The following is a 23,913-nucleotide window of genomic DNA, read 5'->3' on the forward strand; positions in this document are numbered from 1 at the left end:
AAGTATATAAGAATAGGAGTGACGCAGTATGAAAATCACCCGTAAAGGGCAAGTCATTGACGTTCCAGGAAATCAGCCTGGAGAGGGAGAAGTAGCACCTGATTTTGCCTTACATGATATGCAAGATGCAACAATCTCTTTAGCAAGTCTAAAAGGACAACCAACGATTATCAGCATTATTCCAGATATTAATACACGTGTCTGTGCGATTCAAACCAAGCGTTTTAATCAAGAAGCCAGTCAATTAGCTGGTATTCATTTTGTGACGATTTCTAACAATACCAAAGAAGAACAAGCAAATTGGTGTGGCCAAGAAGGTGTCGATATGACGATGGTCCATGATCCTGAAAATGTGTTTGGCGAGGCATATAGTATTTATATGCCAGAGCTAGGTCGCTATGCTCGGTCGATTTTTGTATTGGATCAAGATAGTGTGATTCGCTATCGCGAGATTGTACCTGAGATGAGTCATGAGCCTGATTACACGCAAGCAATTGAGGCAGCGAAACGCTTAGTCTAATTGACTTTCTTTTTAGAAATGTGTAGAATATACGAAGAAAAGCAAAGATCAAGAGGAGTATTTAGTAAGCCTACTTTTAGAGAGAAGATGAGGGTGGAACATTTTCAGTAGGAGCTAAAGAAGGTAGCTTGGGAGTTATTTAGCTGAAGGCAGTAAGCTGAATCGGATCGTGACCGTTAACACACGCTAAAGGGGTAGAGTAAGCTCTACAATTTAGGTGGTACCGCGTATCTTACGTCCTAATGTGTCTGACACATTAGGACTTTTTTTATGCCAAAAGAATGAAACAGGAGGTCTCTTTATGACAGAAAACAATCTTTCAACAAAGTATAATCCGCAAGAAGTCGAAACGGGTCGTTATCAAAAATGGCTAGATCAAGACCTATTCAAACCAAATGGTGATCAAACAGCTAAACCATATTCAATCGTTATTCCACCACCAAACGTAACAGGAAAATTGCACCTTGGTCATGCTTGGGATACGACATTACAAGATATGATTATTCGCCAAAAGCGGATGCAAGGCTTCGATACGCTGTGGTTACCTGGTATGGACCATGCAGGAATTGCAACGCAAGCCAAAGTAGAAGAAAAATTACGGGAGCAAGGCATCTCGCGTTATGATTTAGGGCGTGAAAAATTTGTAGATCAAGTCTGGGAATGGAAAGAAGAATACGCAGGCCACATTCGCGAACAATGGTCAAAACTAGGACTGTCGCTTGATTATAGCCGCGAACGCTTTACTTTAGATGAAGGATTATCAGAAGCAGTGCGAAAAGTCTTCGTGACATTATATGAAAAAGGGCTCATCTACCGTGGGGAATACATCATCAACTGGGATCCACAAGCGCGCACAGCTCTATCAGATATCGAAGTGATTCATAAAGATATTGAAGGTGCATTTTACCATATGAGCTACTTACTCGCAGACGGTACAGGACAAGTCGAGATTGCGACGACCCGACCAGAAACGATGCTCGGTGATACTGCGATTGCTGTCCACCCTGAGGATGATCGTTACCGTGAGTTAATCGGCAAAAAAGTTGTTTTGCCATTAGTGAATAAAGAAATTCCGATTATTGCCGATGAGTATGTTGACCGTGAATTTGGAACAGGAGTCGTAAAAATTACGCCAGCCCATGATCCTAATGACTTTGAGGTCGGCAATCGTCACAACTTGCCACGCATCAATGTAATGAACGAAGATGCAACGATGAATGACTTAGCTGGTAAGTATGCAGGCATGGATCGATTTGCAGCTAGAAAGCAAATAGTTGCAGACTTAAAAGAACAAGGACGTCTAGTGCGTATCGAAAAAATGAATCACAATGTTGGACATTCTGAGCGAACAGGAGTTGTCGTGGAGCCACGTCTTTCTACCCAATGGTTTGTAAAAATGCAACCTCTTGCAAAACAAGCGATGGACAATCAAGAGACAGAGGATGCGGTGGAATTCTTCCCACCAAGATTTAATCAAACATTTATGCGTTGGATGGAAAATGTTCATGATTGGGTTATTTCTCGTCAATTGTGGTGGGGACACCGCATCCCTGCTTGGTATCACAATGAAACAGGTGAAGTCTATGTAGGAATGACTGAGCCTAGCGATCCGGAAAACTGGCACCAAGACAATGATGTATTGGATACGTGGTTTAGTTCTGCGTTATGGCCGTTTTCGACGATGGGTTGGCCTGATACAGACTCAGCTGACTTTAAGCGCTACTTCCCGACGAATACGCTTGTAACAGGCTATGATATTATCTTTTTCTGGGTAAGTCGGATGATTTTCCAAAGCTTGGAATTTACCGATCGCCGTCCGTTTAAAAATGTCTTAATGCATGGGTTAATCCGTGATGAACAAGGCCGTAAAATGAGTAAATCACTAGGCAATGGGATTGATCCGATGGAAGTCATTGAAAAATATGGTGCCGATGCGTTGCGATGGTTCCTATCCAATGGTTCCGCACCAGGTCAAGATGTTCGTTTTAGCTATGAAAAAATGGATGCTGCCTGGAATTTTATTAACAAAATATGGAATGCGTCACGCTTTGTATTAATGAACTGCGAAGGCATGACGGCAGCCGAATTACAAATCAATGGCGAAAAATCAGTTGCCGATCGTTGGATTTTGGCACGATTGAATGAGACTGTGGCAAAAGTGACGGACTTATTTGATCGCTTTGAGTTTGGTGAAGCAGGTCGTCAATTGTATAATTTCATCTGGGATGATTTTTGTGATTGGTACATTGAAATGAGCAAAGAAACACTGTACGGTGAAAATGAAGCAGCAAAACAAACGAACAAAGCAGTATTAGTCTATGTACTAGATCAAAGTCTGCGCTTATTGCACCCAATCATGCCATTTGTGACTGAAGAAATTTGGTCGAAATTGCCATATGAAGGAACCTCGCTCGTTGTCGCGAGCTACCCAGTTGTTGAAGCTTCCTTTGAAGATGAAAAAGCTATTGTTGGTATGGGCGTATTGAAGGAATTGATTCGTTCTGTCCGTAATATTCGGGCCGAGGTAAATACCCCACTATCTAAGCCAATCACGCTACTTATTCAAACAAATGATTCAGCGATTGAAGCATTCTTACAACAAAACACAAATTATATCGAGCGCTTCTGTAACCCAGAAGAATTAGTAATTGCACCAGACTTACAAGCGCCAGAGTTAGCGATGTCAGCTGTATTAACAGGGGCGACCATTTACTTGCCACTCGCAGGTCTAATCAACATCGAGGAAGAAATTAGCCGCCTTGAAAAAGAATTAGCTAAATGGCAACAAGAAGTCAAACGAGTGCAAGGAAAATTAGCTAATGAACGATTTGTAGCCAATGCACCAGCAGACGTAGTTGAGCAAGAGCGTGCAAAAGAAGCAGACTACTTGGCAAAAGAGACTGCTGTGAAAGAGCGAATTGCGCAATTAAAAACAATTTAACAAACATAAAACGAAGATGGGAGTGATCTGTCTTCGTTTTGTTCATTTCTGATAAGTGATAGAATAGAGAAGAAAAAGAAGATGGGGTGAAAGAATGCTAAAAACAGCAGAAGAAGCAATTGCTTGGATTCATCAACGCAAAAAATTCGGCGTGCGTCCAGGATTAAAGCGCATGGACTATTTACTTGAACAGTTGAACCATCCAGAACGCGACTTTGACAGTATCCATGTAGCTGGCACGAATGGAAAAGGATCGACGGTTAGTTACTTACGGGCACTACTGGAGACAGTCGGGGTCGACGTTGGTACGTTTACTTCTCCATATATTGAATGCTTTAATGAACGGATTCAATATAACCAACAATTTATCGCAGATGAGGTGGTTTTGTCTTATGTTAACCGACTGCTGCCGATCATTACTGAAATGGATCAGCGAGAAGATGTTCAAGGGATTACCGAGTTTGAACTATTAACTGCGATGGCATTTTTGTACTTTGCTGAAATGAAGGTCGACGTTGCTCTAATAGAAGTGGGACTAGGGGGTCTCTATGATTCGACCAATGTCATCGACCCACTAATTAGCGTGATTACGACGATTGGCTTAGATCATGTCGATATTTTAGGCGATACGCTAGAGGAGATTGCAGCACAAAAAGCAGGAATCATTAAGCCTAAGCGTCCCGTCGTTACAGGAAATATCTCACCTGAAGCACTGGCAGTCATCCAACAGATGGCTAAAAAAAATCAAGCGCCACTCTATAGTTATCAAACAGACTATCAGATCGACTATCTTCGCCCAGATAAAGAATGGGGGGAAGTGTTCACCTTCCAATCACAAGATGCTGTCTTTGAAAGTCTCCATATTCCGCTGATTGGTACGCATCAGACGGAAAACGCTGGCGTAGCCTTACAAACATTCATCCTCTATTGCCAGCTAAAAGGTATTCCAGTCAAGCAAAAGTTGGTGCAACAAGGCTTAAAGAAAACTTATTGGCCAGCTAGAATGGAGCGAGTCACAAAAGAACCATTGATTGTATTGGATGGTGCGCACAATGTCCATGCGGTGACACGGTTAGTGGAAAATTTGGAAAATGAATTTGCTGGCAAGACGATCCATGTCTTATTTTCAGCGTTGAAAACCAAAGATGTCGAAGGGATGCTTGAGAAATTATTGACAGTCAAAGAGCTAGACATCTTGGTGACGACTTTTGAATTTCCGAAGGCGATCCCTTTAACCAAAGAAATCCAAGCTATCGACCCTAATCGAATTTCGTTTGTGTCCCTTTGGCAACTGGGATTGGCCGAATTATTGGAGCATATGACCAATGACGACGTACTCTTAGTCACAGGTTCTTTGTATTTTGTGTCGCAAGTACGAGCATTGATCCATACATTAGAGGAGGAGTAATGGCAAAGTTAACGGGAATTATATTTGATATGGATGGTCTGTTAGTTGACTCTGAATCAGTCTATTATGAAGGCACTCAACACATTGCGGATCGATTGGGCCTACCGTTTACCAAAGAGACGTATTTAGCTGGTCTAGGTATTTCCGATGAAGAATTGCACCGCTATTATCATCAGTTGTATGATGCGCAAGTGGGGCATGATGAAGTCGAGCGCTTCATTCAGGTGAGTTATGATTATTGTGTCTCATTATTTGAAGCGGGCCATGTGAAGTTAAAGCCAGGGGTGCATGAGTTATTAGCTTTCTGTCGTACAAAAAAAATCAAAACGGTCGTCGCCTCAAGTAACACAAAGAAACTCATTACCCTCTTACTAAACGAAACAGGAATTTTTGAACAGTTTGAAGCAATCATTTCGGCCGATGATGTACCGCGTGCTAAGCCAGATCCGGCCATCTTTTTAGCTGCACGTGAGTACTTACAGGCAGAGCGTAGGGAATTGCTTGTCTTAGAGGACTCAAAAAATGGGCTGCTTGCAGCCCAGGCAGCAGGCATCCCGGTCGTTATGATTCCGGATTTATTGCCGCCACCTGACATGCCAGACTTACAAGTATTGCCACAGCTGACTGACGTACCTGATTTTCTGCTTGAACACTATCGATTTGATTAAATAAGCCAATTCGTTTTGCCAGTATTTTCTGTCGAAACGGATTGGTTTTCGTATTTACTTATGAGAATGAAAAAAGGAGAAAATAGATGGCAGAATTACAATCAACGAGTAGCTACGTGCGGCCACGGGAACGATTGCTTGAGGCAGGCGAAGGAGCTTTATCCAATCAAGAATTATTAGCGATTATTTTACGGACAGGGAGTAAGCCGTATACAGTCATTGATCTTGCACAGATGATTTTAGAAGAATTTCCCGATTTGTATACATTGAAAGATGCCAGCTTATCGGAGTTACAGCGGATTCCCGGTGTTGGGGTCGTGCGTTCCATCGAGTTAAAAGCGATGATGGAATTTGGTAGGCGTGTCCATTTAGCCTCACAGCCCAAGCTAGGGAAGGTTCAGTCGAGTTATGCCATCGCGCAACAATTAATGGAAGAAATGAAAGATTACCAGCAAGAACATTTACTCTGTCTCTACTTAAATACCAAAAATGAAATCATCAAAAAAGAGACCTTATTTATCGGTTCATTAAATCAATCGGTTGCTCATCCGCGTGAAATATTTAAGGGAGCAGTACGCGTGAGTGCTGCCAGAATCATTCTCACGCATAATCATCCATCCGGGAATCCTAAGCCATCTTCACATGATTTGCAATTCACAAAGAGGGTCAAAGAATGTGGAGAAATGATGGGCATTGAGGTATTGGACCATCTGATTATTGGCACGGGGCGCTATGTCAGTTTGCGTGAGGAAGGATTTTTCCAATGAGGATTCCTATTGCAATCAAGGAAGTAAGCGTGTAAAATAGAATTGTAATTTTGTTTGGGAATAGATGTTGAAACAAATTGTGTCACCTCTATCATCAGCGAGCAATGTTACAACTTTATTAACATGCTTTAAGCATGAGGAGGTTAGTTAAGATGGAACAAGGTACAGTAAAATGGTTCAATGCTGAAAAAGGGTTTGGTTTTATCACACGCGAAGATGGTAGCGATGTATTCGTACATTTCTCTGCTATCCAAGGTGACGGATTCAAAACATTAGAAGAAGGTCAAGCAGTGACTTTTGACGTTGAAGAATCAGATCGTGGCCCACAAGCAACAAACGTTGTGAAAGCTTAATCATTTAGCATACTTCAAACACCTCTCTTACTTTTGTAAGAGAGGTGTTTTTTTCTAGTGCGCCCTGCATGGGCAATAACTTGGCGGTGAAAGTCCGCTACAGGCTTGGCAGTAGGAACTGTTAGTGAAAGGCAAGGTGGCAATCGCGAGGTTGTAGCTGAAGGAAGCCGGAGGCAAACTCCTGAATTGACGAACAGAAACTGGATACAAGGCTGAATTAGGTTGGATAAGTCTGCTAGACAAGACAAATTCCAATACTGCCCGAAACCTATACAGTAAATCCAGCAGTTACATGGGAGGAAAGTTACTGCTCTTACCAGGGGAGGTCTTACGAGGGTGTCGTGTAAGTTAAATGCTAACGAGCCAACACAATCCTAATGGTGACATCAGGGTGAACGTAAGAAGTCAGCCGAGGTCATAGTAGTAGCCTATCTGACAGGCTATGAAGGACCGAACAATAATAATCTTGAGAAATTTGGGAGGTGTGAGAAGTGTGACAATCGCAGAAAACAGGAAAATCTGACTATCGTCAAAAGGATAGTGTGGAACACGAAAGATATGATGAAGTGCGTAGCGCTTCTTGCGGTGAACAAATAGACCAAGATGGTGTATCAACTCTGTTTGAGAGAATCCTGTCAAGGAATAATCTCAATCGAGCTTACCTTCAAGTGGTCAGAAATAAGGGGGCAGCGGGTGTGGATGGTATGACATACGACCAACTGTTTCCCTACTTGAAGGAGAACCGTGAGAAATTTCTGAGCCAGCTTCGCAATGGTACTTATAAACCATCGCCAGTACGTCGGGTAGAGATACCTAAACCAAATGGTGAGAAGCGAAAGCTTGGGATTCCCACGGTCATCGACCGTATGCTCCAACAAGCAATTAATCAGGTTTTACAACCGATATTTGAAACCGAGTTCTCCGATAATAGTTTTGGGTTTCGTCCAAAACGTAGTGCGCAGATGGCTATCATACAAGCCAAGTTCTACTACGAACAAGGTTACAGATATGTTGTGGATATTGATATGAAAGCTTATTTTGACAGCGGTAATCACGATAAACTGATGTATCTCATTGAAAAGAAAGTCAAAGACAAACAAGTTTTGTGTTTGATTCGCCAATATTTAATGAGTGGAATTATGGAAAATGGCTTGATTCATCCTTCGAAGGAAGGCACACCGCAAGGCGGGAATCTATCGCCATTATTAAGTAATATCTATCTCAATGAATTTGACCGTTTCCTTGAATCGAGAGAGCATAAGTTCGTTCGTTATGCAGACGATTGTAATATATATGTTAGAAGCAAACGAGCAGGACATCGAGTGATGAGTAACGCCGTTGAGTTTCTCGAAGACGAATTGAAACTCACTGTCAATCGTAAGAAAAGTGCTGTAGGGAGTCCTCTGAAACGTAAGTTTCTCGGATTTTGTATTTTGCCGACAAAGAATGGTGTCAAGATTCGTCCCCACAATAAATCCAAAATAACGGTGAAACAGAAATTGAAGAGAATCACAAAGCGTAACCGTGGGCGAAGTGTGGCAGTTCTATTCAAGGAAATCAAACAGCTGATGAATGGTTGGATAAACTATTATGGCATTGGTGAAATGAAGGGGTTCATGAATGAACTGAACGGATGGTTGAAGCGTAGAATCTGACAATACATCTGGAAACAATGGAAATATCCACGGACCAGAAGAAGAAATCTGATGTTGTTAGGAATCGATAAGCAAAAAGCATATGAGTGGTCAAATACGAGGGAAGGGTATTGGAAGATAGCCAAAAGTCATATCCTTCACCGCTCACTTACAGACTAAACACCTAACGGCAAATATTTTTTGAAAGGTAGGGATTGCAATGGGAATCCAACTCGAAATTGACAAGGGCTTTAGCTCAACTACATTTACTGTTAAAGATGATTATGGATTTAACAGTAAAAGCATTTCTGTCGACAACTGGCGTGTCTCTGACTATCAACTTGAACAAGCACGTAATGCTATGAATTATGCCTACGATGTTGATAGCGCTATGCAACAGGTCAAACAAGCACTGGGAATTTATTAGTCCAACTCAGGGTAGTTGCCACCGAACAAACGGTGGCTTTTTAAGTAGTTCACAGGTTGGACACACATCCTGTGTTATAATATCTGTATACATAAAACGGTTCTGGAGGGAATATGATGGATGATTTAGTGAATTTCAAGAAGATGCTCGAGTTCTTTGTTCATATCATGAGAGCTAATAACAATGCTAATTCCGAGGAGTTTTATCCAAACGAAATTAAGTCTGGTATGGGGTATCAGGGGAAGAATTTTCAGAAAAATTATTCGGAATGGCGTCAATTTTCAAATGGTCACACTATGGATGTGACAGTTCAAGCAGGTTTCCCTTTGTTTAACAAGTCTAGCTATTTACATTGGTCGGATACAGGTGCCAATATTCGAGTTCACTGGAATCAAAATAAGACGGAAATTGCAAGTTTGCAACAGTGGGACAATGCAAATAATAAGTGGATTGGTAAAGAGTACTCAGTTGATGAACTCGGTCTTTTTGATGGAAATGAGCCGAATGATTTACTGAGTGATTTATTCCATGATTACGAGCAGTTAATGTTAATCGAGTTGGAAAGCAGAAGAGGTGGTGGGAACATGAAGGCAACTGAACTGGCTGAAAAGTTGAAACAAAACTATAACTTGATTTTGCGTGGAGCACCCGGAACAGGTAAAACTTATCTTGCAAAAGAAATTGTTTCAAGCATCATTGGTGTTCCAAGAGAAGAGCTTGCCTCAAGTGACCAATTTGAATTTGTTCAATTTCATCCAAGCTATGACTATACAGACTTCGTTGAAGGGTTACGACCAGTGCAAATCAACGGTCAAGTTGGCTTCGAACCTAAGAATGGTACTTTTAAAGAGTTCTGTAAAAATGCTTTATTGCAGCAGAACGACCAATTTGACTCATTTGATAACGTTTGGGAAAACTTTATCAATAACGTAGATGAGGCAGGAGAAGTAGTCATCCCTCAAGTTCGTTCTGAAAGGGAGATGACTTATTCGGTTAACAGCAATAGAAATCTTAAGGAAGAAAATGTAAGTAGTGTTCACACGCTGACGAAAGAAAACATTTTTCGAGTTTGGCAAGGATTGAAGGGCCGTGAAAGCGGAGGGCATCAGTCGAGGATGATAGCTGTTGTCAATTATCTGAAGGACCAATATAATTTGCCTGATTATGACATGTCGCATGGTAAACATACTGGTGTTAACGATAAGTATTATATTTTTGTAATTGATGAAATCAACCGTGGTGAAATCTCTAAAATCTTTGGAGAGTTATTCTTCTCGATTGATCCAGAATACCGTGGAGTAACTGGCTCAGTTTCAACCCAATATGCTAATCTCTTTGAAGAAAGTGAAAAATTCTACGTGCCAGAAAATGTCTACATCATTGGGACTATGAATGATATTGACCGTTCAGTAGATACATTTGACTTTGCGATGCGTCGCCGTTTTAGTTTTGAAGAAATCACGGCAGCAGACTCACAAGTTATGTTGAAGTCAGATGAAGTCAAAAGACGTATGACTGCCTTGAATGATGCAATCATCTCGCCTGAAGTTTCCTTAAGCACTGATTACCAAATTGGGGCAAGCTACTTCCGAGCACTCGAAGATGAATCTAAGAATATTGGTGTCGATGAATTGTGGCAGAATAAGTTAAAACCATTGCTTAAAGATTACTTCCGTGGTGAAAGGAATGCAGAGCATAAGCTAGAAATCCTTGAATCTGCATATTTCATGGATGATGCCGATGATTCAAGTGAAGGATAACAGTGACGTAAGCCAATACCAAGATAATCCAATCGTCCAGGAACTGCTTGATAGAGATTTGAGTGATTTGGCAAAAGAAAACTTCATCATCTTCCCGCCACAACTTCAATCTTCAGAGGACCTAGATGGTGAAAACTATATCTTTCGTCAACACAATCGGCATATTCGAACCGGGAATATTGTTGGTGTGATGAAACAGGGAGCAGAAGAAGTTCGAATTCATTCTAGATTTTACGATTCTGAGAACGCTACGGATGATTTCTTTTTAAGGTATCTCCTACATCAAGTGCTCAGCATGAACGTTGTCAGGACGAAGATTAATACTGACTCAGATGATTCGTATTACGATTTGTTGGCTTTCTTATTCCCGATGTACCTGAACTCCGCCATGGAGAAAGGTGTTTACAAAGAATACGTCAAAAGGCAGTATAACGATGCAAATGTAAAAGGACCAATCAACATTGCTAGGCATATCAAAACGAACACACCATTCATGGGGCGGATTGCTTACGACACTCGGGAATTCAGCTACGATAACCGCCTGACCCAACTGATTAGGCACACGATTGAAAAGTTGAATGCGGAATACTCCTATTATTTTGCCTCAGACTCGTTAACTAGGGACGACATGAAATCGATTATTCATGAAACTCCAAGCTATTCCCGAGTGGAAAGATTTGAAGTATTGTCTGAAAATGTGGCTAATCCCGTTCGGCATGGCTACTACGAGGAATACTACTTATTGCAGAAACTCTGCATCCAAATTCTGAACGAAGAGAAGATAGGATTTGGTCACGAGGATGATGAAATCTACGGCATCATTATAGATATAGCTTGGCTTTGGGAAGAGTACCTTAACACATTATTACGAAATCAGTTTATTCACACGGAGAACAAGAACTCTCAATATGGCATTTCGTTATTCTCTGATATGCAAAGAACCGTCTACCCTGACTTTTACAGCAAGGATAAACGAGTCGTGTTAGATGCGAAATACAAGATGTTGGATAATAGCGAAAAAGGCATCAACCGTGAAGACCGATACCAAATCATCAGTTATCTTCATGTGTTGGCGGCGGAGAAAGCAGGGCTTGCATTTCCTAGTAAGATGAAAAGCGATTATGTCCATGCAGGGAATTTGAAAGGACTCGGTGGCTCATTATTCAAGCTGCCACTGATGATACCTCAGAATGTTGAATCTTTTGAGGAGTTCGTAACCCTGATTCAAGTAAGTGAAAAGTCATTTACATCAAGGCTTTACGAGTTTGCGTAAATTGGTAATATGACTATACCCGATTGAACCAATTTTATAACCCGTATATAATTTTTAAAATGGGTAAGTCATATGCAATACTGATTGAAAATGTAAAAGAATTATTGCGTGAACGTGGATGGACACAGGAGAAACTTGGAGACGAGGCAAGGTTAAGGCAGGAGACAATCTCGTATTTACTGAGAGGTAAAAATATTCCAACGTTGGAAACGGTCGATAAACTTTCCGCAGCCTTTAAAGTATCTACCGTTGAGCTACTAACAGATGGGAGATTGGTAGACCGGACAAAAGAGCCAAACGTTCCTTATACCGCAAAGCGAAAAAATGAAGTAGTATTCACAAAGTACGGTAAGAATAGCAAAGTAGCCAACGTCACAATAACCATTCCTCACCGTCAGGAGTTTAGGGATGAGTTCATTGACTTTAACTTTGACAAGAATAAGCCGAAGTCTGGAAAACCGAGTTCCTATGCGAACTACATGGAATACATTTTCCAAAACTATTTTGATAATTTTGGTGAGTTGCTTAATCCGTTCGATAAGCAGTCCCCACGTAAAATCGACAAGCTAAGGAATAGCCCAAACTTCAAAGAGTATAATCTCAATGAAGGTAGGTTCTCAAACGCTGCCATCGTGGCGTACCATAAATTCATTGAATCAAGATAACCAAAAAGGTATCATCCTAGCAAGCCTAACCTTGCTGGCGTGATGCCTTTTTTCATACTCGTGAACACGCATTAACCCACAACCACCGCTATACTTTTACAAACTCCCCCACCTCTTTGTAAAAGTATGCGACCCCCCTAGCCGATACTTTTACAAACTGCCCTTTACACTTTTACAAACTGCCTCCTAATACTTTGACAAACTGCTCGGGTACTATTACAAATTGCTCTACACACTTTGTAAAAGCACGACAGGCAATTTGTAAAAGTTCAACTCAAGAAAAATGTGATTGTATCACCGACAACGTCTAAATAGAACCGCCGTATATGGGTCCGTACGTACGGTGGTGTGAGAGGGGTGCGAACCTATGCGTTCGGACCTCTACTCGATTCAGGAAAAAACTTCCAAGATAATTATTGCGGATTTCTTCATGTTTTATTCATATCTCTTTCTTATTCTGGTAGAGAAGGAAATGAAAAGGAGGAAAACTACAGAAGGAGTGAAGTCATGATTGAGATAAAAAATCTTGTCAAAAAATATGGCAATCACATTGCTTTGGATCATGTAAGTTTTTCGATAGAAAAAGGGAAAATTTATGGTTTATTAGGTGCCAATGGTGCCGGAAAGTCAACGACGATGAACATCATTACTGGGTATATTGGTGCAACATCGGGGAGCGTGGAAATTGATGCTCTGGATAATTTAGCACATCCAGAGGAAGTAAAGAAAAAAATTGGGTATCTACCAGAAATTCCACCGTTATATCTAGACATGAAAGTAGAAGAATACCTTCACTTTTGTGCAGAATTAAAAGAAGTACCAAAAGAAGGACGCAAGTACCATGTCAATGAAATGATTGAAAAGGTAAAATTGCAGTCTGTCCGCAATCGCTTAATCAAAAATTTGTCGAAAGGGTATCGGCAACGGGTAGGATTAGCGCAAGCGTTGATTGGTTGGCCAGAGATTTTGATTCTCGATGAGCCGACTGTGGGATTAGATCCAAAACAAATTATTGAAATTCGTCAATTGATTCGCGAATTTTCCAAAGAGCGTACCGTTATTTTCAGCTCCCATATTTTGGCAGAGGTGCAAGAATTATGTGATGATATTTTGATTATTTCAAAAGGAAAATTAATCGTCAATGAAACAAAAGAAGAGCTTGAACGAAGCGGACATACCTCCGTCATTCTAAAATTGGAAGTCAAAGGGACACCGCAAGAAGTCAAAGATGTGATGGATCGTGAGTTTTCTCAATTGACGTATCAATTAACTGAAACAGCAAAACAATCGTGCAAACTGTCAGTCACCGTCTCCAATGATAATGATGAACGGGAGGCATTTTTCTTTGCATTTACCAATGCCAAGCTTCCTATTTTAGAAATGCATCAATCCACTGCGAATTTGGAAGAAGTCTTTTTAGAAATTATGCAAGAAACAACTTCTGATAAGCTAGTCAATGAATCAGAGGAGGAACAAAACGCATGATTGCAATATATAAAAGAGAATTAAAATCGTATACGTTTACCATGATCGGAAGCGTGTTTTTAGCATTTTTACTTGCATTTGTTGGCATTTATTTTATGGTGTATAACCTCAACTATGGATACAACTATTTTTCATATGCACTGGGGTCAGGATTATTGGTGATGATTGTGATTGTGCCAATTTTAACGATGAAGTCATTTGCTGAAGAACGACACAATAAAAGCGATCAGCTCTTACTAACCTCGCCAGTTTCCGTTACCAAAATTGTGCTAGGTAAATATTTGGCAATGGTCAGCATACTTGGGATTGCCTGTGTCATTTTTATGATTTTTCCTGTCATTATTAGAATGCTAGGGACAGCTCATTTTCTAATTGATTACTTGACTATTTTGATGTTTTTCTTAATCGGTTCCGTCTATATTGCGATTGGCATGTTTTTATCTTCAACGACCGAAAGTCAAATTATTGCCGCAGTAGGAACGATGGCAGTATTGTTGTTGCTTTATTTTTGGAGTACCTTGACGAATTATTTGCCTTCAGGTACATTGGCTAATTTAGTGATGGTGCTTATTTTATTCGCGTTGGTCGCTTTAGCCTTGCAATCCTATTTGCAAAATTGGACATTCACCTCACTCATCTATGCGGTTGTCGCATTAGGTACAATTATTGTGTATTTTGTGACCAAGACATCATTTGAAAGCTTGTTGACAAACATTTTATCAAGTTTTGACTTAACTGCAGTTTTGACAGATTTAGTTGACAGCAGTTTGTTAAATATTCCGAATATCTTTCTCTTGCTCAGCTTGATTGTTGCGTTTAACTATTTGACCATTCAAGTCATTCAAAAGAGACGCTGGAGCTAGGAGGTAAGAAGATGAAAAAATTAAGCGAAAAAATCAAACGAATTTTTAAGCAACCGAATAAAAAGTCACTACAAACAATAAAAAAAGAAATTGGCGCCTCATTTAAGAGCACTTCTTTTAAGCAGGGAAGTTACCGAGGGGCATTAACCGTTCTGGTAATCGTCATTTTAATTGTTGCCAACTTAGTAGTCCGACAACTACCAACCAAATGGCAATCAGTTGATTTAACAGAAGAGCAAATATTAGAAGTATCAAACGTTAGTAAAAAATTCTTAAAATCGATGGATGACTCGATTCAAATGGTCGTGGTCGCTGATAAGAGCAGTACGGATACACGTATCAAGTCCTTTATTGAAAATTACGCCGATTTATCAGACAACATTTCAGTAAAATGGATTGATCCAGTCGTCCATCCTTCTGCATTGACCAAATACAACGTAGAAGAAAATACCATCTATATCAAAGACAAAACAACCGATAAGAGCACGACAGTATCGTTCTCAAGTATCCTGTCATCAAGCTACGACAGCTCTTATAACACAGTTACGACGTTTGATGGTGAAGGGCAATTAACGAGTGCACTGAATACCTTAACCAACACGACCACGCAAAAAGTCTATGTGACAGAAGGCCATGGTGAAGGTAGTTTACCAAGTGCAATTAGTACCTTATTTACCAAGGCTAATTACGAGACCGATACGTACAATAGTGTCCTGACTAATACGATGCCGACAGATGCTGACCTGCTATTGATTTATGGGCCAACGACTGACTTTACCGATAATGAAATCAAGAATTTAGAGAGTTATATTGCTGATGGCGGCAAAGTCATGGTGGTATTAAGTTCGGAAAATCCTGATTTGCCGAAACTTTCAGCGTTTCTAAAAGCTTATGGCTTATCAGAAACATCTGGCTACATTGCAGATACGGAGCGTTCATTCCAAGGATCGTCTTATTATCTCTATCCACAACTTTCTCTTTCAGGCGACTATGCAACAGGTATAACAAATGAAATGTTGTTGATTCCGAATACAAAAGGCTTTACATCGGTCGATCCAAGCATTGACAATGTGACAGTCACCAACTTGATGACGACTAGTTCAAATGGCTACAATGTGACGGATGATGAACAAACGCAAGGAACGTATATATTGGCAGCGGTGGCTGATCAAACTGCAGCAACCGATACGACAGACACCACTAGCGACTCAACTGATTCAACGACCAGCTCGACCACAGAAGATGCCGAATCCGGTAAGCTAACAGTCTTGAGCACGACCAATATGGTGGATGATACACTCCTATCAAATTATCCGACACTAGAAAACAGTACACTCTTTATGAATATGGTAAGTGGTAACTTTGATGGAACAACGAACCTTTCGATTGAAGCTAAGACATTAGGCAGCAATCAAAATACCGTCGTTAGTGCAGGACAATACAGTATTTCGACCATCTTTATTTTACCAGGTGCGATTTTAATTGGTGGCTTTATCCTTTGGTTCCGTCGCCGGAAAGTCTAAAGGAGGAGCACATATGAAAATCAATCAAAAGCTGCGTCCTTTTGTCATCTTAGGTATTGTTTTTGTTGTCTTACTTGCCGCTTACATTGGACTAAAAGCTTACAATACAAAAGTCGCAGAAGAAGAGACCGCATCATCTGAAGCTGAGACAATTTATTTGACCAAGCAAGGTACGACCAAAAAAGTCAGCTATACAAATGGCACAAAGACAATGACTTTTTCTTTAAGGGATGATACGTGGATGGAAGCAAGTGCAACTTCTACAGAACTGTCTAGTAGCTCAGTTAGCAGTATCGCTAGTTATTTTGGCAAGTTAACCGCAACCCGCAAGTTGACGACAAATTTAGAAGAGCTAAGTGCGTACGGATTGGATGATCCAGCGTATAAAGTTAGCGTAACCAACAAAAAAGTAAAAACCCAGACCATCTTAATCGGGAATGCCTTAGCCGATGGTAGTTACTATGCGATGCTAGAGGGTGAGTCAGCTATCTATGTGATTGCGACAGGATTTGAAAGCTATCTGACGTTTGATTTAAATTCATTTGTCGCATCGCCAACGATTCCGACGATGTCTAGTGATAATGTAAATTCAATCGAACAAGTCAAAGCAGACGGTACGACGACTAAGCTAAAAGAAGAGACGGAAAGTTCATCAACAAGCTCTTCTACTAGTTCTTCGACTGAGACGACGACTTCTTCCACAGAAGAATCCACTCCTTATGAAACGGCTACAACAGCGTTAGCCTCATTAGTGAGCTACGGATCAGTGAACTATCAACCGTCTGCCTCAGAACTGACGACATATGGCTTAGACAAAGCTCATCGCACGACCTACACCGTTAATTATTTAGACGATAATGAAACGGAAAAGAGCTTTACCTTCTATGTCGGCACAACGTCTAGTACAGAAGGGTATCAATATGTACAATTTACGGATTCAGTAGTGGTATATCAAATTAGTGAAAGTACGGCTACTTCATTAGCAGAAGCAATTACCGCAAGCAAATAATAGAGGTTGTACCTAAAGCGTTTAGCTCTGAGCAATAAGTACGACAACCCCGAAAATGATTTTTCAAATTTTTGGGAGTGTCGACTTATAGCCGAGAGAGCTGTTTTAGGAATACCGTTTATAGAGGTTGTACCTAAAGCGTTTAGCTCTGAGCAATAAGTGCGACAACCCCGAAAATAATTTTCAAATTTTTGGGAGTGTCGACTTATAGCCGAGAGAGCTGCTTTAGGAATACCGTTTATAGAGGTTGTACCTAAAGCGTTTAGCTCTGAGCAATAAGTACGACAACCCCGAAAATGATTTTCAAGTTTTTGGGAGTGTCGACTTATAGCCGAGAGAGCTGCTTTAGGAATACCGTTTATAGAGAGTGTGATGAAATTTGTTCCACTCTCTTTTTATGGATAATGTAAGTGAAATTCCATCGATTCTCTTGTTAAGGTAGTTGGTAAATAGTTTCTCATTGTAAAAAAATTGGTAAACTAAAAAGAAAGGGGGAGCGAAATTAAAAAGTCCTTATTTACCGTTTTTCCTAACCGTATCACTTCGATAACCTTGACAACTTCTGAAATACCGATGAAGAAATGACCGGTATCATCGAAATTCATGTTAAGAAAGGAGTAAGTGAAGAGGAGCAAGACGCACTTACTACTGAATTAAATATCTTGATTGATGACCAAGAGGAATCGATTACAGGATCAATCTTAAAACCCAATAGACGAATAGCGACATTGAAAGTAAGCATTTGGAATCTAAATAATTTTCCTGCTAGTATGAATAAAGTAGTGACCTAGAATGAATTAAAAAGCCAGGACACCTAAAAGTTTGAAAAACAACTTCAAGGTGTTCTGGTTTTTTTACTTTTATTATTGAGCTGGACTTACCTCAGTACTTAAAGAATCAGGTGTCATAATCATTCCAAGAATCATTGGATGACGCTCCGTTTGATCGAATAAGAATGGTTGCAAGGCACCAGCCATTGCTTCTTTTAGTTTGTGTTCGTTACAGTCTGGTTGTTTCAAGGCTTCTCGCAAGGCACGGAATAAAATTCCTTGGCCTTCGTTAATCATCTCGCCTGATTCACGCATATATACGAAACCACGTGATAAAATCTCAGGACCGGACAAAATTTCTTTTTTGGCAATATCCACTGTCGCAACAGCTAAAACTAAGCCTTCTTCTGAAAGAATTCTACGATCGCGTAAGACCACATTGCCAATGTCACCCACACCATTGCCATCTACATAGACGTCATTGGCGTTAAAGTGTCCAGCCACACGAGCAGTATCCGCAGTTAAGGCTAGCATATCACCATTTTCAAGGATGTAGCAATTTTCTCTCGGAACCCCAGTTGCTTGTGCTAACTTCGTATGAATTTTCAACATACGAAATTCACCATGAACGGGCATAAAGAATTTTGGCTTCATTAGACGCAACATTAGTTTTTGCTCTTCTTGGCCACCATGACCAGATGTGTGAATGTTGTTTAGTTTACCATGAATCACGTTTGCCCCAGCTTGCAACAATAAGTTAATCAAGTGGTTGACGCTCGTCGTATTCCCTGGAATGGGTGAGCTTGAAAAAATGACCGTATCATCTGGATGGATTTGAATTTGGCGATGGGTACCATTAGCAATTCGGCTAAGAGCAGCCATCGGTTCACCTTGTGATCCAGTACATAAAATCAATGTCTCATTTGCCGGTAACTTATTCAATTCGCTGGCATCGACAAAGGTACCTTTTGGGACATTGATGTAGCCTAAGCGTTGACCATTGACAATAGCATTTTCCATGCTCCGACCAAAGACAGCAATTTTTCTACCTGTCGCAACAGCGGCATCAGCAGCTTGCTGCAAGCGGAAAATATTCGAAGCAAAGCTAGCAAAAATAATGCGGCCTTCGATTTTTTCAAAAATGTGAACGATGGACGAACCGATCGTTTTTTCTGATTTTGTAAAAGTCGGAATCTCAGCATTCGTACTATCTGAAAGGAGACAAAGAACACCTTCTTCACCAATACGTGCCATTTTATGCAAATCAGCAGGCTCACCAACTGGCGTAAAATCAAATTTAAAGTCACCAGTAGCTACGATGTTCCCTGAAGGAGTCTTAACGACAACCCCTAGAGTGTCGGGAATACTGTGTGTTGTCCGAAAGAAGCTGACAGCTGTCTTACGAAAGCGCACGATAGTATCTTCATGGATTTCATGTAACTCTGCATCTCGCAACAAGCCGTGTTCTTCAAGCTTATTGGTAATTAAAGCCATTGCCAAAGGGCCAGCATAGATAGGCATATTGGCTTGACGAAGAAGAAAAGGAATTCCACCAATATGGTCTTCATGGCCATGGGTAATGAATAACCCTTTTACTTTGTGGAGATTTTGGATGATGTAGCTGTAATCAGAAATGACATAGTCAATCCCAAGTAATTCATCTTCTGGAAACTTGATTCCTGCATCGATTAAAATAATTTCGTCTTGGAATTGAACCCCATAACAGTTTTTTCCGATCTCGCCTAGACCACCAATACCAAAAACACCGGTCTCATTATTTTTTAGAGAGACTTTCATGTTAAAACTCCGTTAATTGGAAATCAGCATGTTCTTTTTCGTATGCTAAGTGGTTTCCATCAAGTAATTGCACGAATTCGATATTGTATGGGGTATTGTCTTCGACTAATTGACGCGCATCAACGTCACTAGCTGCTTCAATATATAAAGCATGTGTTTGTTCGCGTTTTGGATTTCTTTCTTTTGTTTCTTGGTAGTAAACTTTATAAATCATGTGTATTAACTCCTTTATCTGCGTCATGCAGTTTGTTTATATAAGATATGGTACATTTTTCCAACAAAAAGAAGACCCTTGAATGGTCACAAAAAGAACTGGATGCTTCTCTCACACAACTTGTGTAAGAAAAGAGAAAGCCTCGTCATCGCTTTTCTGAATGTTTAAAAAAATTTCACCGAACACTTGGAAGAAATTCCATAGTTACAGTATAGTTTATCACAGAATGAATGATAAGTATAGAAACCAGATAGGGAGATTTTCGCTGAATCGGGCAGCTATTTCTTTCCAAATATGCCTATGTTATAGTGATTATGAGAGAATCAACAGGAGGGATAGTTGTTGAAATTAATGTGGCGTTATACGATGAGATACAAAGGATTCGTCTTGATGAACCTCATTTGTGCGATGGGATTTGTTCTGATTGAGTTAGGACTACCGACACTTTTAGCGCAAATGATTGATGTGGGGGTCAAAAATAGCGATGTCGCCTATGTCGAAAAAATGGGATGGTATATGTTACTGGTCGTTTTTGTGGGTATTTTGTTAAATATTGGTTTAGGGATCTCGACGGCACGAATCACCTCGAATATTACTGCGGATATTCGCGATGATTTATTTGCCAAGACCCAGACTTATTCGCATATTGAATACGAACAGATTGGCATGGCGTCATTGATTACACGTGTGACCAATGATGCTTACCAGATTATGTTATTTTTACAAAATATTTTGCGAATGGGCCTAGTGACACCATTGATGTTTGGGATGAGCTTGTTTATGGTCTTTCGGACGAGCGCGTATCTAGGAATGTACGTGCTTGCGGCGTTGCCGATTTTGTTAATTGGCGTAATCGCTATTGCCAAAATATCAGATCCTTTATCGAAAACCCAACAAACGAATTTAGATAAAATGAACAGCATTTTACGCGAAAATCTTTCTGGCTTGCGTGTGATTCGCGCCTTTGTCAAAGAAGACTTTGAAGAAAAACGGTTTGCAACAGTGAATGATGCATACGCAACAAGCTCTAAAAAACTGTTTTGGTTAATGGCATTTGCTCAACCGGGATTTTTCTTTTTATTCAATATTGTGATGATTATCATTATTTGGACAGGAAGCATTCAAATCAATCAAGGTTCACTCGAAGTCGGAACATTGATTGCTTTTATCGAATATATTTTCCATGCGCTGTTTTCATTTATGCTTTTTGCTACTGTATTTATGTTGTATCCAAGAGCAGCTGTTTCAGCGGGACGAATTGAAGAAGCACTGGCGATTGAATCAGAGATTGTCAGCCCGAAAAATGGTATCACTCAAACTAAAACAGCAGGTGTCTTGTCTTATCAGAATGTGACATTTGCCTATCCTGGACAAAGCGAGACACCAGTGATTCGCGCTATTTCATTTACTGCTAATCCAGGTGAAACGGTCGCTTTCATCGGTAGTACAGGAAGTGGTAAATCGACGTTGGTTCAATTAATTCCACGCTTTTTTGATGTGAGTGCGGGGTTCATCGAACTAGATGGTCATGATGTACGGGCATATGACTTGCCAGCTTTACGTAATAAAATTGGCTATGTACCGCAAAAGGCCGTACTCTTTTCTGGTACCATAGCGGAAAATTTACGCTACGGGAAAGAAGATGCGACAGAAGAAGAAATTTTGGCTGCCTTAACCTTGGCACAAGCGATGGAGTTCGTCTCAGCACTTCCAGAAGGGATCAATACCCAAATATCTGAAGGGGGTAGTAACCTATCAGGCGGACAAAAGCAACGGCTAGCGATTGCGCGAGCTATCATTCGGCATCCAGAAGTCTACATTTTTGACGATAGCTTTTCAGCATTGGACTATCAGACAGATGCGAAGTTGCGAGCGGCACTGTATGATGTGACACGTCAGGCTACAGTACTAATTGTAGCGCAACGCGTAGGAACTATTCGGCATGCGGATAAAATTATTGTCTTAAATGAAGGCCAGGTTGTTGGTACGGGAACACACGAAGAGTTATTAGAGACGTGTCCTGTCTACTACGATATTGCATCATCGCAATTGACAGAGGAGGAGTTGAAAAAATGAAAGGTTTAAAATCTCTTATGCGGTTGTTCCGTTATTTGAATCCGTATAAGGTTCGTTTCATCATGGTGTTACTCCTTACGTTTGTCAGTGTTGCTGCCAATGCCGTCTTGCCATATGTTATTGGGTTACCCACATCTTCTATGGCAAAAAGCATTTTGAACGGGCAAGCAGTTCAATTCGCTGAGATTCGAAAATTTTTGGTGTGGATTCTGTTGGTGGGCTTTACATATGGAATTTCCCAATTATTAGCAGGTGTCTTTATGACAACTGTCGTGCAAGCGTCGATGAATGACTTACGCCAAGAGATTGATCAAAAAATTAATCGCTTGCCTGTCTCTTACTACGATCGGCAAAAGCAAGGAGATATTCTATCTAGAGTGACCAATGACGTTGATGCCGTGGGTGGTGCGTTGCAACAAGCATTTATCGGTATTGTCAATGCGATTTTGAGTTTGACTTTTGCGGTGGGCATGATGTTTTACATTCAGCCACTGATGGCGAGCATTGCTTTAATAATGATTCCTGTATCGTTTTTGATTTCAAAAACAATTGTCAAAAAATCACAGAAATACTTCAATGAAATGCAACAATCTCTAGGAGCGATGAATGGCTATGTTCAAGAAAATATGACAGGCTTTAGCATCTTAAAAATGTATGGACGTGAAGCACAAACGATGGCCGGTTTTCACCAAGTCAATCATCGCTTGCGTCGATATGGCTTTCGGGCGACCGTCATTTCAGGCTTAATGATGCCATTGGTACAATTAACTGCCTACTTGACTTATATCGTGATGGCAGTCATGGGAATTCGCTATGTGATTGTCGGGACCTTATTAGTCGGGCAGCTACAAGCGTTTATTCAATACATCTGGCAAGTGAGTCAGCCTTTAGGAAATATTACCCAATTATCGGCCTTGCTACAAAGTGCTTCTGCGGCATCAAACCGGGTGTTTAGCTTTTTAGATGAAGCAGAGGAATCGATTGAAGCAGAAACGAAGCACTTTATCCATCCTGTGCAAGGTGAAGTTGTCTTTGAGAATGTTTCTTTCTCTTATTCGCCAGACAAGCCATTGATTCAGTCCTTTGATCTACACGTTAAACCAGGTCAAACCGTCGCGATCGTTGGTCCGACTGGCGCCGGTAAAACGACGTTAATTAATTTACTGATGCGCTTTTATGACGTCACTGACGGTGCGATAAAAATTGATGGCATCGATACACGTCATGTCTCTCGGAAAGAAGTGCGGTCTTTGTTCGGCATGGTGTTACAAGATGCTTGGTTATATGAAGGAACGATTGCTGAAAACATTCGCTTCGGTCGTTTAGACGCGTCGGACTATGAAGTGGTGGATGCTGCCAAATCAGCAAATGTGGATCATTTTATTCGGACCATGCCAAATGGATATGAAATGATGATCAATGCAGAAGGAGAAAATGTCTCACTCGGTCAAAAACAATTACTGACGATTGCACGAGCGATGGTTGCCAACCCAAAAATCTTAATTTTAGATGAAGCGACGAGCTCTGTAGATACACGCCTTGAAAAATTAATTCAAACCGCGATGGACACCATGATGAAAGGGAAAACGAGTTTCATTATCGCCCATCGCCTATCAACGATTCGTTCGGCTGATTTGATTTTAGTGTTAAATAAAGGGCGCATCGTCGAGCAAGGGACACACGAGACGTTATTGGCAAGCAAAGGATTTTACAGTGAATTGTATAATAGCCAATTCGCTGAAGAAGAATAAAGAAAGAAG

General features: G+C 40.6%; 20 protein-coding genes and 1 other annotated feature. Of the genes, 18 read left to right on the forward strand and 2 right to left on the reverse strand.

Annotation, left to right across the window (positions count from 1 at the left end):
* Positions 1-28: 28 nt before the first annotated feature.
* The 16 genes from tpx (at position 29) to NE257_RS01790 (ending at position 18,087) form a co-directional block, all read left to right on the forward strand.
* The gene (gene tpx, locus NE257_RS01715) at positions 29-520 is read left to right on the forward strand and encodes a thiol peroxidase (RefSeq protein ID WP_251851221.1); all 492 of its coding nucleotides are present in this window, start codon (positions 29-31) and stop codon (positions 518-520) included.
* 35 nt (positions 521-555) lie between these two features.
* Positions 556-765, forward strand: a binding site (T-box leader).
* A 56-nt stretch (positions 766-821) separates the two neighbouring features.
* Entirely contained in the window at positions 822-3,461 is a 2,640-nt protein-coding gene (locus tag NE257_RS01720; RefSeq protein ID WP_251885660.1) for a valine--tRNA ligase, read from the forward strand.
* A gap of 94 nt (positions 3,462-3,555) precedes the next feature.
* Positions 3,556-4,869 carry a bifunctional folylpolyglutamate synthase/dihydrofolate synthase gene (locus NE257_RS01725; protein ID WP_251851222.1) on the forward strand — a complete coding sequence of 438 codons (1,314 nt, stop codon included), beginning with the start codon at positions 3,556-3,558 and terminating at the stop codon, positions 4,867-4,869.
* A complete protein-coding gene (locus tag NE257_RS01730) occupies positions 4,869-5,537 on the forward strand; it encodes an HAD family hydrolase (RefSeq protein WP_251885661.1) in 669 nt (222 codons plus the stop codon). The genes NE257_RS01725 and NE257_RS01730 overlap by 1 nt, the downstream gene beginning before the upstream one ends.
* 86 nt (positions 5,538-5,623) lie before the next feature.
* On the forward strand, positions 5,624-6,304 hold the full coding sequence (gene radC / locus NE257_RS01735; protein ID WP_251851224.1) for a RadC family protein: 681 nt from the start codon (positions 5,624-5,626) through the stop codon (positions 6,302-6,304).
* A gap of 152 nt (positions 6,305-6,456) precedes the next feature.
* Positions 6,457-6,657, forward strand: a complete 201-nt coding sequence (locus NE257_RS01740; RefSeq protein ID WP_016174378.1) for a cold-shock protein — start codon at positions 6,457-6,459, stop codon at positions 6,655-6,657.
* A gap of 542 nt (positions 6,658-7,199) precedes the next feature.
* Positions 7,200-8,312, forward strand: coding sequence for a group II intron reverse transcriptase/maturase (ltrA, locus tag NE257_RS01745; protein ID WP_251885662.1), 1,113 nt, complete (start codon positions 7,200-7,202; stop codon positions 8,310-8,312).
* Between the two features lie 199 nt (positions 8,313-8,511).
* Positions 8,512-8,718, forward strand: a complete 207-nt coding sequence (locus NE257_RS01750; protein WP_251854853.1) for a hypothetical protein — start codon at positions 8,512-8,514, stop codon at positions 8,716-8,718.
* Between the two features lie 116 nt (positions 8,719-8,834).
* Positions 8,835-10,478 (forward strand): McrB family protein, encoded by a 1,644-nt coding sequence (locus NE257_RS01755; RefSeq protein WP_251854854.1) that lies wholly within the window; start codon positions 8,835-8,837, stop codon positions 10,476-10,478.
* Positions 10,459-11,751 carry a 5-methylcytosine restriction system specificity protein McrC gene (locus tag NE257_RS01760; protein ID WP_251885663.1) on the forward strand — a complete coding sequence of 431 codons (1,293 nt, stop codon included), beginning with the start codon at positions 10,459-10,461 and terminating at the stop codon, positions 11,749-11,751. The genes NE257_RS01755 and NE257_RS01760 overlap by 20 nt, the downstream gene beginning before the upstream one ends.
* A gap of 59 nt (positions 11,752-11,810) precedes the next feature.
* Positions 11,811-12,416, forward strand: coding sequence for a helix-turn-helix domain-containing protein (locus tag NE257_RS01765; protein WP_251885664.1), 606 nt, complete (start codon positions 11,811-11,813; stop codon positions 12,414-12,416).
* A 507-nt stretch (positions 12,417-12,923) separates the two neighbouring features.
* Complete coding sequence (locus NE257_RS01770; RefSeq protein WP_251885665.1) at positions 12,924-13,901, forward strand: ABC transporter ATP-binding protein; 978 nt, start codon at positions 12,924-12,926, stop codon at positions 13,899-13,901.
* Positions 13,898-14,764 (forward strand): ABC transporter permease, encoded by an 867-nt coding sequence (locus tag NE257_RS01775; RefSeq protein ID WP_251885666.1) that lies wholly within the window; start codon positions 13,898-13,900, stop codon positions 14,762-14,764. Before NE257_RS01770 ends, NE257_RS01775 begins: the two co-directional genes overlap by 4 nt.
* 11 nt (positions 14,765-14,775) lie before the next feature.
* Positions 14,776-16,287: a Gldg family protein gene (locus tag NE257_RS01780; RefSeq protein ID WP_251885667.1), complete on the forward strand. Its 1,512-nt coding sequence runs from the start codon at positions 14,776-14,778 to the stop codon at positions 16,285-16,287.
* 13 nt (positions 16,288-16,300) lie between these two features.
* Positions 16,301-17,296: a DUF4340 domain-containing protein gene (locus NE257_RS01785; RefSeq protein WP_251885668.1), complete on the forward strand. Its 996-nt coding sequence runs from the start codon at positions 16,301-16,303 to the stop codon at positions 17,294-17,296.
* A 581-nt stretch (positions 17,297-17,877) separates the two neighbouring features.
* Positions 17,878-18,087: a hypothetical protein gene (locus NE257_RS01790; protein ID WP_251885669.1), complete on the forward strand. Its 210-nt coding sequence runs from the start codon at positions 17,878-17,880 to the stop codon at positions 18,085-18,087.
* Positions 18,088-18,159: 72 nt separating this feature from the next.
* Here NE257_RS01790 and rnjA read toward each other — a convergent pair whose 3' ends face one another.
* Together rnjA and NE257_RS01800 are read right to left on the reverse strand one after the other, a co-directional pair.
* Complete coding sequence (gene rnjA / locus NE257_RS01795; protein WP_251851230.1) at positions 18,160-19,863, reverse strand: ribonuclease J1; 1,704 nt, start codon at positions 19,861-19,863, stop codon at positions 18,160-18,162.
* A 1-nt stretch (position 19,864) separates the two neighbouring features.
* Positions 19,865-20,077 (reverse strand): DNA-directed RNA polymerase subunit epsilon, encoded by a 213-nt coding sequence (locus tag NE257_RS01800; protein WP_040366891.1) that lies wholly within the window; start codon positions 20,075-20,077, stop codon positions 19,865-19,867.
* A gap of 342 nt (positions 20,078-20,419) precedes the next feature.
* On the opposite strand from NE257_RS01800, the gene NE257_RS01805 reads away from it, so the two are divergent.
* Together NE257_RS01805 and NE257_RS01810 are read left to right on the forward strand one after the other, a co-directional pair.
* Positions 20,420-22,153, forward strand: coding sequence for an ABC transporter ATP-binding protein (locus tag NE257_RS01805; protein ID WP_251885670.1), 1,734 nt, complete (start codon positions 20,420-20,422; stop codon positions 22,151-22,153).
* Positions 22,150-23,904, forward strand: a complete 1,755-nt coding sequence (locus NE257_RS01810) for an ABC transporter ATP-binding protein (RefSeq protein ID WP_251885671.1) — start codon at positions 22,150-22,152, stop codon at positions 23,902-23,904. The genes NE257_RS01805 and NE257_RS01810 overlap by 4 nt, the downstream gene beginning before the upstream one ends.
* Positions 23,905-23,913: the final 9 nt, after the last annotated feature.

Source organism: Enterococcus italicus, assembly GCF_023743875.1.
Lineage (GTDB): Bacteria > Bacillota > Bacilli > Lactobacillales > Enterococcaceae > Enterococcus_G > Enterococcus_G italicus.